Source organism: Streptomyces vulcanius (assembly GCF_042653945.1).
GTDB classification, from domain to species: Bacteria; Actinomycetota; Actinomycetes; order Streptomycetales; family Streptomycetaceae; genus Streptomyces; species Streptomyces mangrovi.
Genome location: NZ_JBHSFK010000008.1, coordinates 1 through 17,744 on the forward strand (window position 1 = coordinate 1; position 17,744 = coordinate 17,744).

Below are 17,744 nucleotides of genomic sequence, written 5' to 3' on the forward strand. Positions count from 1 at the left end.
TGCCGGGCTGCTCCACGCTGCCCTTCGCGGAGCGGGTCATGTTCTTGATGTTCAGCTTCTCGAAGCGGACCAGGTCGTAGGTGCGGGCGAGCAGGGTGCTGGTCTTCTCGCACCAGTCCTTGCGGCGATTGGCCTCGCGGGCCCTGAGCCGGGCGACGGCCGCGTACCCGGCCGCTTTCTGCTCGCTGCCTTTGGGTGCGCGGGCGGCGCGGCGCTGGTGTTTGCGGATCTGGGCGTGTTCCCGGGCGGTGAGCTGCGGGCAGTTCAGTTTCCGCCCGTCGGAGAGGGCGGCGGTGATGGTGACGCCGCGGTCGATGCCGATGACCTCGCCGGTGCCGGGCGCGGGTGTCGGCTGGGGGACGACGGCGAACGCGGCATGCCACTGCCCGTTGCGGAAGGTGACGCGGAACGTCTTCGCGTCGGGCAGTTTCGCGCCCTTGCCGCCGGTGCTGAGGCGGAAGCGGACCCAGCCGCAGCCGGGCACCTTCACCTGCGCCCACCGCCGGTTCAGCTTCCGTACCACGACCGAGCGGCCCATGACCTGCCGGCCGGTCTTCGCGTTCAGCTTCACCGAGCCGTCTGCCTGGTACTCGGGGACGCGGTCGGTGCCGATGACACGGAAACCCTCATGTACGAACTTCCTGCGCCAGGTCGGCTCACCGAACCCCGACGTGAAACGCGCGCTCTTGGCCTTCGCGAAGTCCTTGAGGGCCTGCTGCTGCACATCCGCGTTCCCGGCACCCAGCCACTCATTGGCGCGCCGGGCCTCGGTGAGCTGACGGCACTGCTCGGCAAACCCCGGCGCAGACCCGCGGCCCGGCTTCCAGTGCGCATGCTGCTCGACGGCAAGGTTCCACACATACCTCGCGTGCGCGCAGTGCAGCAGCATCTGCCGCTCCTGCCCGCCCGTCGGGTACATCCGAAACCGTGCCATGCCGTGAACGTAGGCCACACGTTCCACGGCCGCGCACAACATCGATCACCATCACCCATGCGAGTGACCACCCCACCCACCGTCGGCCGCCAGCCGCGGGCCCCAGGCCCCACGACTTCCCGTCGCCACCGCCCGTCCGTGGCCACCCTCGGCATCCCGGACGACGACGCCGGACCGCCCTGGCGGCCATCCGGCTACCCCTGCCCCGCACCACGGGAGCGGGCATTCACCCCGGCCCCGAAGGACCGGGCACCCCGCCCGAAAGCCAGGTGGATCCGGCCGGACTGCGTCAGCGCCGTGTTCCCCACGCCACCGCCGTACCGATGGCGGCCTCCTCGGGTTTCCCTCCCCAGACGGTGAGCATGCCGGCTGACAGCGCGGCGCACGCGTCGGAGCCCAGGTACCGAATCGCCGCGTCGACGGCCGCGTCGTCGACCAGGCCGGTGGCGAGCATCGCCGCTCTGCTCCGCTCCCACGTGTCCGCCCAGAAGCGGCTGATGGGACTGCCGGGCAGCAGCGGCGGCACATGGATCTCGGCGGCGACGGGCACGAGCCCCGCCCCGCGCAGCAGGTGGGGGTACGACGGTACCCAGGAGACATCGGTGCCGATGGTGGCCCCCAGCCCCTGCCACATCGCCCGCATCACCGCGGTGTACGGCGTACCGGGCGTCCGGTCGCTCGTCAGGTCGACCGCGTCGCTGAGCACCAGCACACCGCCGGGCGCGACGAGTTCGGCGAGTCGCGTGATCAGACGGTCGTGCTCGGGCAGATGCATCAGCACGAAGCGCGCGTGGACGAGCCGGAACCTGCCGGGGGCGAAGTCCGGGGCGGTGATGTCGGCCTTCAGCACGTCGAGCCCGGGCACCGCCCGCCCGGTGAGGAAACGTACGTCGCGGTCCACGGCGAGAACGCTCGCCACCCCGGCCTCGTCCAGCAGCCGACGGGAGACCGTGCCCGTGCCGGCACCCACGTCGAGGCAGCGCCACCCCGGGCCGGCCCCGAGGGCCCGCAGCCGCGCCATGGTGATGTCGTCGTAGGCGAGGGCGCCGAAGTCGACGCGCTCGCCCTCGCCCGCCTGTTCGGGACGGAAGACGGCCTCGCCGTAGCGGCCGCCGCCCGGCCCGTCCCGGCGCGGAACGCCGGTCACCTCGCCGCCGGTGCGACGCCGAGGGTGTCGTCGAGCAGGACGGAGACCCCCTGGTCGAACAGTTTCATGGCCGGACCTCTCACGCGTCGGGGCGGTGCCGGGTGACGGTCCCGAGGCCGCCTCCCCACCGATCCTCCACCGGCGGCCACCCGCACAGCCGAGGCGCGCCGCGCCTGAGCCGACCGGCCCAAGGGGCGCGCGCCGCATGCACGAGGACCGGCACCGGGCCGACGCCCTGCTCGACCTCATCGCCACCATGGTCGAGGACTACGGAAACTGGTGATCGACCTTCAGTAGTTCTCACCGAACGCGGCCCGCTGCCGCTTCTCCAGCCAGCGCCGGAACAGTGCCGCCACCGGCGGCGCGGGCACCCCTCCCCGCTCGCCGGAGCCGGCCACGGAGGACAGCCAGGCCGGCATGAACTTCAGGGTCCAGCTCGGGGCCGTCTTGCGCATGTGCGTCGCGAACCCCCTCCAGATCTGTTTGCCGAGCACCGGGGCGAGTCGTCCGGACAGTTCCCGCTCTTCGTCCCCGGCGTGCTCGGAGAGCTGTTCGCGTACCCCCTTCGTCAACCTCGCGAGTTCGGCCTCCACTCCGGAGGCCGTACCCAGCCTGCGGCTGACGTCGTGCCAGCTGTGCAGCACCTTCGACAGTTCGTCGTGCTCGGTGGTCATCAGGGTGAGCGCCTCCTCGTCGGCACCCAGCCGCCGCAGCCGCGGCCAGAGGAACTCGTCCTCACCCTCGTGGTGGTGTTCGATCACCTGGAACAGCCTGTCGACGTACTCCCTGAGCGCGACGGCCTGTTCGGGGTTCGGCGACTTCGCCAGCTGCTCGGCGGTGCGGGCGACCCGGTCCAGGTCGCGCACCATCGCGCGATGGGCCAGCAGCATCGTCTGATGGGCAGAGTGCAGGGTGGCGAAGGACTGGGACATGACGCTCCTCGGCGAGTTGGCTTCGTGCTCGGTGAGCGGAGGCGCTCACCAGGCGTCTTCCGGGACGGACATGAGGACGGTGTCCAGCCGGTCCGCGATGGAGCGTTCGGCGGTCACCAGCGCAGGCACCTCCTGGGCGAAGAATCCGGCAGTGGCAATCCTGCCCGGGCAGAAAACCTGTAGCGCTCGGATCACGCCACCGCCGTCGGGGGGCAGCGCGCCGTCCAGCGGGACGGTCGGGTTCGCGCAGGAAGGTCAGCGAGGTGACCAGAACCAGTCCGTAGGGGTACTCGTCGAGATGGAGCCGGAGGTGGTCTCCGCCGTCGACGATCTCGGTGTCGGCGAAGAAGCCGGGTGGCAGGACCTGCCGCTCTGGTCGTCAGCCGGTTCTCGTCCCGGCCGAGCAGGCTCCGGCAGCGGAACCGCTGGATCTTGCCGCTGGGCGTTCGGGGCAGGTGTCCGCGCTCCACGAAGACGCACTCGGAGAGCGCGATCGCCGGCCTTCTCCAGGCCACCCTGGCGGCGTGGTCGGCGATCGAGTGGAAGTCGTCGCTGCGGCGGCCCGGTTCGAGGAACAGGACGAGCCGGGGGACGGGTGAGCCGGGCACCTCGACCAGCGCCGAGCAGCTCTTGCGGACCGGCCCGCTGTCCTCGATCGCCCACTCGATTCGATCTCACCGGCGTACACGTTGCGCCCGCCGACCGAGATGAGGTCCGTCGGCGCGGCCACGAAGAACACCTCGCCGTCGTGGACGAACCCCACGTCACCGGTGCGCAGTTCGCCGTCGCGGAAGCGTTCGGCGGTACGCTGCGGATCCCCGTGGTAGCCGTGCCAGTGGTACCTCCACCTCTTCGCCCCCGAACAACCCGACCTCAACTGGGACAACCACGAAGTCCGCGCCGAGTTCGCCTCGATCCTGCGCTTCTGGTTCGACCTCGGCGTCGACGGCTTCCGCATCGACGTCGCCCACGGCATGGCCAAGGACCCGGCCCTCCCCGACCTCGGCCAGACAGAGTTCTCCGTCACCGCCCACGAGGGCCAGGACAACCACCCCCACTGGGACCGCGACGACGTCCACGACATCTTCCGCACCTGGCGCACCATCGCCGACAGCTACCCGGACCCCCGCGTCTTCGTCGCCGAAGCCCACGTCCGCCCCGGCCGCCTCCCCCACACCACCAACCCCCTCCTCACCTCAGCACCACTCAACAAAGACGGCACACTGCCCCCCGACACCACGGCCCTGCTGCAACTGGACTGACGGACGGCGACGGAATCACCCCAGCGCCCCCATCTGCAGGAGCCCGTCCGAGTTGCCGGAGACGAGGGCGGGCACCCGCATCTGGAGGCAGTCCTCAGGACTGGTCATGGCTGGCGCCCCCGCCGCTGAGCCAGAACGTGCAGTTCGCGACATGCCCTTGGGATTGTGGGCGGTGGAGACCACGATCTCCTTGCCGGCGACTGCCGTGTCCCGAGATCGGTCCGGCTCCGAGCAGACCTTCACAAGAACCGACCCTGCCATACCGCGCGTCCTGATCTACGGTGCCATCAGTCACCCACGACGGGGGAGGAACCGTGGAGCAGACAGGGACGGTGCTCGCCGAGCGGATCGCCGAGCGGAGAAATGGGGTCGGTGACCCCCGGGCGCTGGTCGGTGAGATGCGGCGCTCGGTCCTTCTGGTGCCGATGGCCGGCGGGGGTCTGTGGTCGGCGCGGTCGGGCGGGGTGCGGTGGATCTGCGGGTTCACCGACGAGGCCGCGCTGGCCCGGTTCGCCCTGCGCCAGGCGCCCGGTGACCAGCCCATGGACTACGCGGCGCTGCTGGGCGCGCGCATCGTCGACGAGATCGTGCCCGCACTGGACGAGCCCGCCGGGCTGGCCGTGGACATCGCCACCGAGGACGGGTCGATGTTCTTCCCGCCGGTCGTGGGCATCGTTGCGGACGCCGTCGCCGTGGACGCCGGTGCGGCGGGAGAGGGGCCGCGGCCATGAGCGGTGACGGAGCGGACCTGAAGCTCGACAAGGCATCCGTCGCGAAGTTCACCCAGGGCGTGGGCGCGACCATCGACCAGCTCGGTGAACTGGGCGGCGCCACCGGTTCGGTGATGGGAAAGGGCTTCTCGGGGCTGGCGATGACCGGGATGGAGGCCGGGCACCACGGCCTGTCGGTGGACTTCGAGGACTTCTGCGAGCGCTGGGAGTGGGGCGTGCGCGCCCTGGTGCACGACGCCAGCGCGCTGGCCAACCGCCTCGGTCTGGCGGCGGGTACCCAGTGGGAGCACGACCAGTACATCGCGGGCACGCTGAAGGTGGGCGTCAACTCCGTGATGGGCGGCAACCCGCACGCCAGCGAGGAGGAGATCACCCAGCAGGACTGGGGCGACGTCTTCACACCGGACGCCCTGAACCCGGACTGGAGTGCGGAGTCGTTCGACAAGGCCGGCCAGGACATCGAGCAGACCTGGAAGGACACCGGCCGCACGGTGCTCACCGAGGGCCGCGGCGGGCAGCAGTCGCAGATCCTCAACGACGCGTTCGGCATCTCCGACGACCAGTGGAACCAGGCCCTGGACGACACCTTCGGCCCGTCCCCGCAGGAACGCGCCCAACAGGAACAGCAGCAGGGTGATTCCGGGGGGAACTGACCGTGGGCATCGGCGACTTCATCAGTGACATCACACCCGACTCGGTCGAGGACGCGGTCGAGGACGGCGTCGAGTGGGTCGGCAACCGGGTCGAGGACGCCGGGAACTGGACCGCCGACCGGCTGGACGACGTCGGCTGGGAGTCCGGCGCGGACTGGGTGCGCGAGCAGTCCCGTTCGGTCGCCAACCGGCTGGGCGCCGAGGTCGAGGAGATGGACCTCGGGCAGACCGAGGACAAGACCAAGCTGATCTACGGCAGCCCGGACAAGATCCGCTCCACCGCCGAGAAACTGCTCGGTTTCCAGAGCGCGTTCGACGACGCGGGCGAGGGCCTGAAGGGCCTGGACTCCTCCCGGCTCAAGGGTGAGACGGCCGAAGCGCTGCGCACCGCGGTGAGCACCCAGCCGCCCAAGTGGTTCACCGGTGCCGATGCCTGCGCGAAGGCGGTCGGCGCGCTGGAGGCGTTCGCCGGCACGGTCACCTGGGCGCAGGGACAGGCGCAGACGGCGATCGACAAGTGGAAGGAGGGTGTCAAGGCGTCCGAGGACGCCGCCGACGCCCACCGCAAGAAGGTCGACGGCTACAACGCCGCCGTCGACCGCTACAACGCCCAGCCCGCCGACAAGCGCGACCCGTCCTCGCTGCCTCCCCGGCCCGCGGCGACGTTCGACGACCCCGGCCAGAAGCTGATGCAGGATGCCCAGGACATCCTCGCCGAGGCCCGCACGCAGCGGAACTCGGCGGCGGAGACCGCGCGCAGCGCGGTCCGCGCCGCCCGCGACATGGCCCCCCAGAAGCCGTCCTACGCCGAGCAGCTGAACGACGGGATGCAGGAACTGCAGATCATGGGCGACCACGTCGGCGGCGGCGTCATCAAGGGCACGGCCGGCATCCTCAACTTCGTCCGCAGCGTCAACCCCATGGACCCCTACAACCTCACGCACCCGGCCGAGTACGCCACGTCCCTCAACAGCCTGGCCGCCGGTCTGGTCGTCGCCGCCAACGATCCCGTCGGCACCGGCACCCAGATGGTCAAGGACTTCATGAAGGACCCGGCCGAGGGCTTCGGCCGGCTGCTGCCCGACGTCGCCCTGACCGTGGACACCGGCGGAGGCGGCGCCGCGGTGAAGGGCGTACGCATCGCCGAGGAGGCCGCCGACGCCGCACGGCTGCGCAGACTTCTCGACGACGCCCCGGACGGCACCCACAACACCCCGGACGGCGACCGCAACCCCGGCGGCGATCCGGTGGACCTCGCCACGGGCCGGATGTATCTGCCCCAGACCGACCTCGAACTCCCGGGCATCCTGCCGCTGGTCTTCACCCGCCGCACCGAGTCCGGCAACGCGACCGGCCGCTTCCTCGGACCCGCCTGGACGTCCACCGTCGACGAGCGCCTCCAGATCGACGCGATCGGCGTCGTCCACGTCACCGCCGACGGGCTCCTGATCCCCTACCCGCACCCGGTCCCCGGCGCGCCCACCACACCGGACTCGGGCCGCTCCCGCACGCTCCTGGCCCGCGACGCCGACGGCGACTACACGGTCACCGGCCCCGACAGCGGCCTGACCTTCCACTTCACCGCCCCGCCCGGCACCGAGCCCGGCGGCGACGGCACGGCCTGGCTGTCGGGCATCACCGAACGCAACGGCCACACCATCACCGTCGACCGCGCCGAGGACGGCCTGCCCCTGGCCCTCGTCCACTCGGCGGGCCACCAGGTGAAGCTGACCGTCACCGACGGCCTCGTCACCGCCCTCTCCGTGGCCGGCGCGGGCGAGAACGGCGCGGACCTGCCGGTGCTGGGCTACGGCTACGAGGACGGCAACCTCACGGCCGTCACCAAGCCGTCCGGCGCCAGCACCACGTTCCTCTACGACGACCGCCGCCGCGTCATCGCCTGGACCGACTCCAACGCAAGCCGCTACGACTACGTCTACGACGACCGCGACCGCGTCGTCGCGGAGGGCGGCGAGGCCGGCCACGTCCAGATCACCCTGGCCTACACCGAACCGGATGCCGAGACCGGCCACCACACCACCACCCTCACCACCGCCGACGGGCACGCGACCCGCCACCTGTTCGGCCCCGGCTGCCGTCTGCTGGCCGTCACCGACCCGCTCGGCCACACCACCCGGTTCACCTACGACCCGCGCGGCAACCTGCTGACCCGCACCGACCCGCTGGGCCTCACCACCGCCTTCTCCTACGACGAGGACGGTCGGGTCGTCTCCGCCGTCCGCCCCGACGGAAGCGAACTGCGTACCGTGCGCGGCCCGTTCGGTCTGCCGGTGGAGGTGACCGGCCCGGACGGGGCCCGCAGGACGCAGGAGTTCGACGAACGCGGCAACCGCACCTCGGTCACCGACGAGGCGGGCGCCACCACCCGCTACACCTACGACCACGCCGGCCGGCTCACCACGGTCACCGACGCGCTCGGCGGCACCACCCGCGTGGTGTGCGATGCGAAGGGGCTGCCCGTGGAGGTGACCGACCCGTCCGGCGCCCTCACCCGCACGGAGCGGGACGCCCTCGGCAGGCCGGTCCGCAGCACCGATCCGACGGGCGGCGTCACCCGCCTTCAGTGGCACGCCGACGGGCAGCTCGCCCGACGCACCGGCCCCGGCGGCGACACCGAGTCATGGACCTACGACGGCGAAGGCAACCTGCTCACCCACACCGACGCGTCCGGTGGCGTCTCCCGCTTCGAATACACCCACTTCGACCTGCCGGTCGCCCGTACCCGGCCCGACGGCGCCCGCTACGAGTTCGAGCACGACAACGACCTGCGCCTCACCCGTGTCACCGGCCCGCACGGGCTGACCTGGGCCTACCAGTACGATGCCGCCGGCGACGTCGTCCGTGAGACCGACTTCGACGGCCGCACCCTCACCTACCGCTACGACGCCGCCGGGCAGCTCGCCGCCCGCGTCGACGCGCTCGGCGGGACCGTCTCCTTCGAGCGCGACCAGCTCGGACAGGTGGTCCGCAAGGACGTCGACGGCCGCGTGACGACCTACGTCTACGACCGGGCCGGGCGCCTGCTGGAGGCGGCCGGACCGGACAGCGAGCTCCGCTACCAGTACGACCGACGCGGGAAGGTCAAGACCGAGCTGGTGGACGGCCGTCCCGTCTCCTACTCCCACGACGCTCTGGGCCGCCGCAGGCAGCGCACCACGCCCACCGGTCATGTCACCTCCTACGCCTACGGTGCCGACGGGCAGGTCGAGCGCCTGACCACCGGCGGTCACCGGATCGACTTCACGCACGACGCCGCCGGCCGGGAGCTCGCCCGCGTCTTCGGCGACGCGATCACCGTGTCCTCCACCTGGGACGAAGCCGGACGCCTCGCCGCACAGCACATCACCGCCGGAACCCGCGCCGTGAACAGCCGCGCCTACTCCTACCGCGCCGACGGTCACCTGATCTCGGTCGCCGACCGGCTGTCGGGCACCCGCGCCTTCGACCTGGACCCGATGGGCCGGGTCACCGCCGTCCACGCCCAGGACTGGACGGAGCGGTACGCCTACGACGACGCGGGCAACCAGACCTCGGCATCCTGGCCCGCCCGGCACCCCGGCAGCGAGGCGACCGGGGAGCGCGCCTACAGCGGCACCAGCATCACCCGCGCCGGAGGAGTCCGCTTCGAACACGACGCCCTCGGCCGGGTCACCCTGCGGCAGAAGACCCGTCTGTCCCGCAAACCCGACACCTGGCGCTACGCATGGGACACGGAGAACCGCCTCACCTCCGTCACCACCCCCGACGGGACCCGGTGGCGGTACCGCTACGACCCGCTGGGCCGCCGCACCGCGAAACAGCGCCTGGCGGCCGACGGCGACAGCGTGGTGGAGGAGATCCGTTTCACCTGGGACGGACTCACCCTGTGCGAACAGACCAGCCATCAGCCGGACGCCCCGCACACGGTCGCCCTCACCTGGGACCACCGGGACGTCGTCCCCCTGGCCCAGACCGAGCGCATCCTCACGGCCGACAGTCGCCAGGAGGAGATCGACCGCCGGTTCTTCGCCATCGCCACCGACCTCATCGGCTCCCCCTCCGAACTCATCGACGAGACGGGCGGCGTCGCCTGGCGCACCCGCAGCACCCTCTGGGGCACCACCGCCTGGTCCCGTGACAGCAGCGCCTACACCCCGCTGCGGTTCCCCGGCCAGTACTACGACCCCGAGACCGGCCTCCACTACAACCACTTCCGCCACTACGACCCGGAAACCGGCCGCTACACCTCCCCCGACCCCCTCGGCCTCGCTCCCGCCCCGAACCCCGTCGCGTACGTGGACAACCCGCACAGCGGGTGCGACCCGCTGGGCCTCATGCCCAAGTACACGAAGGAGGAGAAGGCCCAGAAGGCCAGGGACGACGCCCTCAAGGCGATGGACGATGTCATCGAGAGGGCGCAGGAAGGCAAGATCAAGAAGGCCGGCAACTACCACGCACACGACCATGGCTTCACTGAGGACATGGTCACGGAGATCCTCAAGAAGCCGGACGCCGTGTACCACTCGACAGCGGGCAGCGGAAACCTGATTTTCCGAAAGGGGGAGGACATCGTGGTGGTCCGGGCTGACCGTACCGGGGCAGGCAACGTCATCACGGCATACGGTTCGTCCGGTATCAAGGGTCCTTCCGGGGCGGAGGCGCTGGGCGGCTTGCCCACCGATCCCGGTGGGCCGATTACGCACGCCGACGTGGTGGAAGGCAGGATTCCGGCCAAGAACGGCTACATGGCTCCCGGAGTGCAGGTCAGATGAGGTGGCATTCACCATGAGAATCACCATCGACGACAACTGGACCGCGACGGTGACGGACGATCCGCTGCCCATCAGCCCGCGTTTCGATTTCCGGGACTTCCGCGTGCGCGTCGCGACGTACGCAAACGTCGAGGAACGCGGGCGGTTCCTTCTGGACACCTTCGGCAGTCAGCCGTGGCTGTGGGACACGCCTGACGAGCTCCGGTTCGATCAGGCGGGCCGGGATCTGGTCGGCGCCGAGTTCCAGATCGCCGGTGAGGCCGCCGATGCCGAGGACTCCGCCCGCCTTCCCGCTACACCCCCCGTCCGCCCGGGCGGCCTTCGCGCGGACGAGGCCCAAGACTTCCGCTTGGAGGTGACCACGGAGCTCTGCCGCGCCCCCGGAGACACCGAACTCACCTGCCTACGCGACCTCGACGTCCTGGACGAGCCGCTTCAGGCCCGCATCGGCATCGCCCCCGACGTGGCGCTCCTCGTCCAGCACGGCACCGTCGTCGGCTGGAGCCTCACCGACCCCGCGCGGTACCTGACCACCGGCTTCGCCGCCCCCGACCCGACTCCTCCCTCCCCGGCCACCCGGCTCCTGCTCACCGCATGCCTGGACCTGATCACCACGGAGCTGCTCGACGAGGTGCGGGACCGGGTCCCGGCCGCCCTGAACCAACTCCGGGCGCTACACCAGTCCCTCCGCGCCCAGCGCGAGGACCGCCACCGCATCGACGCCCTGCTCTCATTCGTCGCCGACCTGGTCGAGGACTACGCCGACCGGCCGACCGGGCAGAAGCCGTGAACCACCGGCGTGCGACGACCTTCTGTTCGACTGGGAGACGTTGTTGAGCGCGCCCGCCGTACTCGCGTCGCGCGGATCGGCACCCTGCTGCACGACCGCGGCCGCCGAGACGACGGCCGACCCGATACCGGTCCCGACCAGGATCAGCCCTGGCAGCACCCAGGCCGCGTAGGGACTGCCCGCGTCGGCCTGGGTCAGCGGCGCAGCTCCGGCGCCCGGCCTGCGCGGCGCGGCGCTGACGACCGCCAGCGACGCGCTCAGATCACTGTGGTGCCGCCGTCGGCAACCAGCTCCATGCCATTGACGTAGCTCGAGTCGTCCGAGGCGAGGAACAAGGCGACCGACGCGATCTCTTCAGGGCGGCCCATCTCTCGCCGCGGGATCACGGATTCGAACTGCGCCTTCATCTGGTCGTCCATCACCTGCTCCAGAATCGGCGTGGCGACCTGGCCGGGGGTCAGCACGTTCACCCGGATCCTCCTGTCCCTCAACTCGGACACCCACACCCGTGCGTAGGCGGGCAGCACGGCCTTGCTCGCTGCGTACACACTCCAATCGGGGTAGCCCCGGAGCGACGCGTTCGACCCGGTCATGAAGATCGAGCCTCCATCGTTGAACAGCGGCAGCGCCTTCTGGACCGTGAACAGCGTGCCGCGCGCGTTCAGCGAGAAGGCGGCATCGAACTGCTCCTCGGTGATCTCACCGAGCCTGCCCTGCTCGCCCGTCCCGGCACTTGCCCACAACACGTCGACCGCGCCCTTTTCCCGCTTGACCGTCTCGAACAGACGGTCCAGATCATCGAGGTCGGCCGAATCGCCCTGTACGCCGGTCACGTTCCGGCCGATCAGCTTGACGGCTTCGTCCAGCGCGTCCTTCCTCCGGCCCGAAATGAAGACGTGAGCTCCTTCATCGACGAACAACTTCGCACCGGCCAGCGCCATCCCACTCGTCGCGCCTGTGATCACCGCGACCTTGCCATCGAGCTTTCCCACGACCACTCCATTCACCTGCCGTGCCGACGTTATGTACACCGGTCTGCATACTTAACGTATCGAACGGCCGCGCGGGGTGCAAGCTATGCACACCGAGCGGTACCCAAGTGGGCTACGCTGGGTGTGTGACTGAGTTGGAGAAGGGACCGCGAGGCCTGCGCCGCGGCAGGGGCGCACGAGAGCGCATCCTCAGCGCGTCACAACAACTGTTCCGCGATCAAGGCATCAACTGCACCGGCATGGACCAGCTCTGCGCGGTGGCCGAGGTGTCCAAGCGCACGCTGTACCAGCACTTCACCGGCAAGGACGAGCTGATCGCCGAATGCCTACGCCGATTCGATCCCGACATCCTGCCCGAAGTGTTCGACCGCACCGACCTCACGCCTCGCGAACGACTCCTCGCCGCCTTCGACGTGCACTCGCCCCTGTGCCCATTCATCGCGGCGGCCGTCGAAATCCCCGACCCGGACCACCCGGCACGCGTACAGGCCCGCACCTACAAAAAAGCCTTCGCCGCCCGGCTCACCGATACCGCCCGCGAGGCCGGCGCCACCAACCCCGAACAGCTCGGCGAGCAACTGGCACTGCTCCTGGACGGCGCCTCGGCCCGCAGCCGAGTCCTCAACACCGAGGCGTTCACCACCGCCGCCGCCATCGCAGCCGTCCTCGTCGACAACGCCATCCCCACGGCAGCGGCAGCGGCAGCGGCCGGCGCAAGCGCTGTCGAGCAGCACGGCCAGGATCACGATGACGATGACGATGACGCCGGCCGGGGCGGCGCCCCACGTTCCGGCCGTGGCGCCGTTGCCGAGCACCCTGGCCAGGGCCACATCCTTGACCGCATCACGGAGCAGATGTGATCGGAAAGCTTCATTGAGCCGAACGGCACGCGCAAAGATCGCAGCGTCGACTCGCGCAGGCGCGAGGCCCGGCCGGATGCCGGCATGACGAATACCGCCACGGCACGGAGATTCACCATGATCGAGGCAAGTCTGAAGTGGTGAGCCCAACGCCACGCTGGTCGCAGAGCTCGAAGGCCTGGCGTCGGGCCGGGCGCTCGACGTCGGCTGCGGCGAAGGGGCTGACCCAATCTGACTGACCGGCCAGGATTGGCAAGTGGGCGCTCTGGACGTCTCCGAGTTTGCGCTCAATCGAGCCCGCGCCGCTGCCCGTCGTGCGTGCGTCGACGTCGAATGGATTCACGCGGGTCTGCTCAAGGCGTCGCTCGGCGAGTGAGTCCTGAGGCTTCGGCAGAGCCGCCTTCGGGATTCGAACCCGAGACCCACGCATTACGAGTCGGCACATGATCTTGTCTGACCGTAGAGCTGGAGCCGGCCGTCGACGTCGGACAGATCCCAGGCCTCGTTCTTGAAGGCGGCGTGGAGGGTAGTGCTGGACGGACTGCACCGAGGCGAGTTGACACATAGGTGACTCCCGGGCTCCGGGCACCGGCCACCCCGGGGGGAACACCGTCAACATGGGGGAGTTCGGCCGGGGTGGTCGGGATTGTGTTCTGGTCCGTCAGGTCTGCGTCGTTGGTCAGCGGGGCGGTGCTTCGACGCCTGTCATCGCGAGGGCCGCCGGCGGGAGCCGGTCGCCGTGGATGGTGATGCGGGCGACAGCGGCGTTGAGCTCCTGGAGTTCGTCGGGGCTGAAGCGGACTTCTTCCGCGCCGATGTTCTCCAGGAGGTGGGACAGCCTGGTGGTGCTGGGGATCGGTACGATCCACGGCTTCTGGGCCAGCAGCCACGCGAGGTCGATCTGGCCAGGCGTGGCACCCTTGCGCACGGCCCACTCCTGGAGCAGCTGCACCAGCGGCATGTTGGCGGCCAGATTGTCCCGGCTGTTGCGGGGGAACACGGGCCGGAAGTCGCCCTCCGCGAACGGGAAGTACGGGCTCATCGCGCCGGTGGTGAAGCCCATGCCCAGCGGTGCCCAGCACACGAAGCCGATGCCGAGTTCCTCACAGAGCGGCAGGACGTTCTCCTCCGGTCCGCGCCACAGCGTGGAGTACTCGTTCTGGATCGCGGTGAGCGGCAGGATCGCGTGGGCCCGGCGGACGGTCCCCAGGCCCGGCTCGGACAGGCCCCAGTGCAGCACCTTGCCCTGGGCCACGAGGTCCTTCACCGTGTCCGCGACGTCCTCGATCGGGACGGTGGGATCGACCCGGTGCTGGTAGAGCAGGTCGATGTGGTCCGTCCGCAGCCGCTTCAGCATGCCGTCGACGACTCGGCGGATGTGGTCCGGGCGGCTGTTCAGGCCGGTTACGGCCCCGGTGTCCGGGTCGATGTCCCAGCCGAACTTGGTCGCGATCACCACCTTGTCGCGGACGGGCCGGAGAGCCTCGCCGACGATCCGCTCCGACTCGAACGGCCCGTACGCCTCGGCCGTGTCGAAGAACGTCACACCCTGGCCAACCGCTGTCCGGATGAGGGCGACCATGTCCTTGCGACTGGTGACCGGACCGTAGAGGTTGCCCGGCATGGTCTGGGTGCCGAGGCCGATGCTGGAGACCTTCAAGGAACCGAGCCTGCGGCGACCGGTCTGCGTGATCGCCGCGGTCACCTGGTGACGACCGCGGACGGGGGCCCCGGTGCCCTTGGCCGGCGGTGCCGCGTGTGCCTGGGCCGGTGCGGCCCCCGTCACGGCCATCAGCGAGGTCGCCGCGAGGGCGGCTGCGCCCAGGAAGCCGCGACGGCCGCGGTCTGTCGGACTGCTGTTCGGCGTGCTGTCCTGTTCGTGCATGGGTTGCACCCTTCGTGGTCGTCTGTTGAGAGCACCCTCGGTGCATCACCGTGGGTGACGAAGAAGCGGACCTTGCTGCCCTGGTCCGGTTGCGGCCAGGCCCGAACGCAACCGCGACCTGGCGGTCTCGGCGAGCGCCAGGGCATACCGATCCTGAGATGAACGCCTGGCGCTTTACCCGGCGGAGTCGGTCAAGGTCCGTGGGCTTCGGATGATGTCCACGCTCGTCCGGCGATGGGCGTTCTGTGGTTTCGATGGTCCGGGCGGTCAGGTTGATTGAACGGGCCGGGACTATGCCCGCCTTGAGGCGAGTTCGATGACGGTGATGTCGGATGGTGCGTCCACGCGGACGGGTGGGCCCCAGGCGCCGGCGCCGCGGCTGACGTAGAGCTGGGTGTCGCCGTAACGCTCCAGGCCGGCGACCGTGGGGTTCGCCAGTCCGGCGAGGAGGCTGCCGGGCCAGAGCTGGCCGCCGTGGGTGTGGCCGGAGAGCTGGAGGTCGACGCCGTGACGGACGGCGTCGTCGATGACGACGGGTTGGTGGGCGAGGAGGACGGCGGCGCGGGTACGGTCGCGGTCGCCGAGGGCCTTGCCGAAGTCGGGACCCTGGCCTTCTACTTCGCCTTGGACGTCGTTGACGCCGGCCAGGTCGAAGCCGGGCAGTTCCGTACGGGCGTTCTCCAGCGGGCGCAGCCCCAGCTCCCGTACCTTCTCGATCCACGGCTCGGCGCCGGAGATGTACTCGTGGTTGCCGGTGACGAAGTAGGTGCCGTGCCGTGCCGTGCCCGGAGCCCGGCGAGTGGTTCGACGGCCGGGGCGAGGTTCTCGACGCTGCCGTCCACCAGGTCGCCGACGACCGCGATCAGGTCGGGCTGGGTCGCGTTGATGGTGTCGACGACCCGTTGGGAGAAGGCACGGCCCAAGATGGGACCGATGTGGATGTCGCTGACCACGGCGATACGGAACCCGTGCGCGCCGCGCGGGAGTTTGGCCAGCGGAACGGTGAGGCGCTTCACCTTCGGCCCGCGCAGCACACCGTACGTGCCATAGCCGACCGTTCCGACGGCGACGGCTGCCGCGGCGCCGCCCACGGCACGGGAGACGAAGAGACGGCGTGACGGGCCGATGGGGACGGTGCCGGCCGGCGGCGCGGACTCCGACGCGGGCGGGGGATCCAGAACGGTGACGGGCCCGGCGGTGCCTCGTGCCGCATCGGAATCGCCGCGATGCGCTGGTGTCGGCAGTGGCGCGTCGGCCGAAACGAGTTCCTCCGCGCCGGAGTCACCCGCTTGCGCTTCCACGGGCTGAGCCGCCGCCAGAACCCGCTGCCGTAGACCTGCGCCGGCTCCGCGACGCGCGAGCCACCGCCGTAGCACAGGCCGCACCGCCTCACCGGCCAGCAGCGCGAGCAGCAGGTACAGGAACAGCGCCATCCACAGGTACCCGGGCCAGGCCAGGATCCGCTGCACAAGGAAGGGGACGTTTTCGCCCTCTGCACTCATGGCACCCACCGACAGCAGGGGCCCGGCCACGAAGACGACGCTCCCAGCTCGCCGGAGTCGCGAACCCTTGGGCGTGGTGTCCCGTATGAGACGGCGCCACACGTACCAGTGGAGTGCGCCGAACAGTGCCAGCAGGACTGCACTGACGAGCGCGAAGATGACGACCACGACCTTGCGCAGCCCTTCCTTTGAGATGCATGCCGGCTCATGAGCCGGCATGCGCTGAGATACCGCCGGGCCGGATGCACCCTTAGGTGCCGGGTACTGCTGTCCCATTGGCCGTACCCGGCAGGGAGGCGGACGAAGGCGTGCCTACGGACACCGCGGAGCCGGTCGGCGAAAGGGAGAGGGCGTTCTCAGCCGAGGCGGTACCCGCCGACGGCGCTGACCGTCTGCGGGTCGCGGTGGTCGAAGACGATGCTGGCGCCGGTGTCCATCTTGGCGATGCGGTCCATCTCGTCACCGGTCAGCTCGAAGTCGAAGACCGCGAGGTTCTCGGCCATGCGCTCCGGTCGCGAGGACTTGGGGATCACCACGACACCGCGCTGGGTCAGCCAGCGCAGTACTACCTGGGCGACGGACTTGCCGTGCGCTTCACCGATGGCGCTCAGCGTCGGGTCGCTGAAGATGTTGTTGCGGCCTTCGGCCAGCGGGCCCCACGACTCGATCTGTACGCCGCGCTCGGTCATGAGGGCCTGGTCGTCGGCGCGCTGGAAGTACGGGTGGGTCTCGATCTGGTTGACCGCCGGGACGATCTCGTTGTGGTCGATGAGGTCGACCAGGCGGTCGGCGTAGAAGTTCGACACGCCGATCGCCTTGATCAGGCCCTGACGGTGCAGGTCCTGCATCGCGCGCCAGGAGCTGTAGTAGTCGCCGAAGGGCTGGTGGATCAGGTACAGGTCCAGGTAGTCCAGTCCGAGCAGGCGCAGGGACGTGTCGAAGGCTGCCTTGGCGCCCTCTTCGCCCTTTTCGTTGACCCACATCTTGGTGGTGATGAACAGCTCGTCACGGGCGATGCCGCTGGCCTTGACGGCCTTGCCGACGGCCTCTTCGTTGCCGTAGGCGGCGGCGGTGTCGAGGTGGCGGTAGCCGGCGGCGAGGGCGTCGGTGACGACCCGCTCGGTCTCCTCGGCGGGGACCTGGAAGACGCCGAAGCCGAGGATCGGCATCTGGACGCCGTTGTTCAGCGTGACATGGGGGATCTTGGACATGGTGAACCTTTCGGGGTGGTGCTGGACGGCGCGAGGGTGCGCGCCGGCACGTGGGGGAACGGCGGTTCGTTGC

13 protein-coding genes and 2 pseudogenes are annotated in these 17,744 nt (G+C 70.2%); 7 read left to right on the top strand and 8 right to left on the bottom strand.

Features of this window, described 5'->3' with window-relative positions:
- Both ACFPIH_RS13795 and ACFPIH_RS13800 read right to left on the bottom strand, forming a co-directional pair.
- The coding region (locus ACFPIH_RS13795; protein WP_381171503.1) for an RNA-guided endonuclease InsQ/TnpB family protein at positions 1–934 on the bottom strand (934 nt) is incomplete at its 3' end.
- A gap of 289 nt (positions 935–1,223) precedes the next feature.
- Complete coding sequence (locus ACFPIH_RS13800) at positions 1,224–2,081, bottom strand: class I SAM-dependent methyltransferase (protein WP_381171505.1); 858 nt, start codon at positions 2,079–2,081, stop codon at positions 1,224–1,226.
- 94 nt (positions 2,082–2,175) lie between these two features.
- Between ACFPIH_RS13800 and ACFPIH_RS13805 the strand changes: the two genes are divergently transcribed.
- The gene (locus ACFPIH_RS13805) at positions 2,176–2,364 is read left to right on the top strand and encodes a hypothetical protein (protein ID WP_381171507.1); all 189 of its coding nucleotides are present in this window, start codon (positions 2,176–2,178) and stop codon (positions 2,362–2,364) included.
- A gap of 7 nt (positions 2,365–2,371) precedes the next feature.
- Here ACFPIH_RS13805 and ACFPIH_RS13810 read toward each other — a convergent pair whose 3' ends face one another.
- Both ACFPIH_RS13810 and ACFPIH_RS13815 read right to left on the bottom strand, forming a co-directional pair.
- Positions 2,372–3,013: a hemerythrin domain-containing protein gene (locus tag ACFPIH_RS13810; RefSeq protein WP_381171509.1), complete on the bottom strand. Its 642-nt coding sequence runs from the start codon at positions 3,011–3,013 to the stop codon at positions 2,372–2,374.
- Between the two features lie 45 nt (positions 3,014–3,058).
- Positions 3,059–3,208 (bottom strand): hypothetical protein, encoded by a 150-nt coding sequence (locus tag ACFPIH_RS13815; protein WP_381171511.1) that lies wholly within the window; start codon positions 3,206–3,208, stop codon positions 3,059–3,061.
- A gap of 638 nt (positions 3,209–3,846) precedes the next feature.
- Here ACFPIH_RS13815 and ACFPIH_RS13820 point away from each other — a divergent pair.
- The 5 genes and pseudogenes from ACFPIH_RS13820 to ACFPIH_RS13840 all read left to right on the top strand — a co-directional run.
- Positions 3,847–4,197 (top strand): annotated as a pseudogene (locus ACFPIH_RS13820) (alpha-amylase family glycosyl hydrolase); the annotation flags it as partial.
- Positions 4,198–4,589: 392 nt separating this feature from the next.
- Positions 4,590–5,006, top strand: coding sequence for a hypothetical protein (locus tag ACFPIH_RS13825; RefSeq protein ID WP_381171513.1), 417 nt, complete (start codon positions 4,590–4,592; stop codon positions 5,004–5,006).
- On the top strand, positions 5,003–5,659 hold the full coding sequence (locus tag ACFPIH_RS13830) for a hypothetical protein (RefSeq protein ID WP_381171515.1): 657 nt from the start codon (positions 5,003–5,005) through the stop codon (positions 5,657–5,659). The genes ACFPIH_RS13825 and ACFPIH_RS13830 overlap by 4 nt, the downstream gene beginning before the upstream one ends.
- A gap of 2 nt (positions 5,660–5,661) precedes the next feature.
- Entirely contained in the window at positions 5,662–10,431 is a 4,770-nt protein-coding gene (locus ACFPIH_RS13835) for a putative T7SS-secreted protein (protein WP_381171517.1), read from the top strand.
- Between the two features lie 13 nt (positions 10,432–10,444).
- Positions 10,445–11,221 carry a hypothetical protein gene (locus ACFPIH_RS13840; protein ID WP_381171519.1) on the top strand — a complete coding sequence of 259 codons (777 nt, stop codon included), beginning with the start codon at positions 10,445–10,447 and terminating at the stop codon, positions 11,219–11,221.
- Between the two features lie 257 nt (positions 11,222–11,478).
- Here ACFPIH_RS13840 and ACFPIH_RS13845 read toward each other — a convergent pair whose 3' ends face one another.
- Positions 11,479–12,213, bottom strand: coding sequence for an SDR family NAD(P)-dependent oxidoreductase (locus ACFPIH_RS13845; protein ID WP_381171521.1), 735 nt, complete (start codon positions 12,211–12,213; stop codon positions 11,479–11,481).
- Between the two features lie 125 nt (positions 12,214–12,338).
- Here ACFPIH_RS13845 and ACFPIH_RS13850 point away from each other — a divergent pair, with 125 nt between their 5' ends.
- Positions 12,339–13,073, top strand: coding sequence for a TetR/AcrR family transcriptional regulator (locus ACFPIH_RS13850; RefSeq protein ID WP_381171523.1), 735 nt, complete (start codon positions 12,339–12,341; stop codon positions 13,071–13,073).
- A 679-nt stretch (positions 13,074–13,752) separates the two neighbouring features.
- Here ACFPIH_RS13850 and ACFPIH_RS13855 read toward each other — a convergent pair.
- The 3 genes and pseudogenes from ACFPIH_RS13855 to ACFPIH_RS13865 form a co-directional block, all read right to left on the bottom strand.
- Complete coding sequence (locus ACFPIH_RS13855) at positions 13,753–14,958, bottom strand: aldo/keto reductase (protein WP_381171525.1); 1,206 nt, start codon at positions 14,956–14,958, stop codon at positions 13,753–13,755.
- Positions 14,959–15,249: 291 nt separating this feature from the next.
- Positions 15,250–16,679 (bottom strand): annotated as a pseudogene (locus ACFPIH_RS13860) (metallophosphoesterase).
- 137 nt (positions 16,680–16,816) lie between these two features.
- On the bottom strand, positions 16,817–17,662 hold the full coding sequence (locus ACFPIH_RS13865) for an aldo/keto reductase (protein ID WP_381172087.1): 846 nt from the start codon (positions 17,660–17,662) through the stop codon (positions 16,817–16,819).
- Positions 17,663–17,744: the final 82 nt, after the last annotated feature.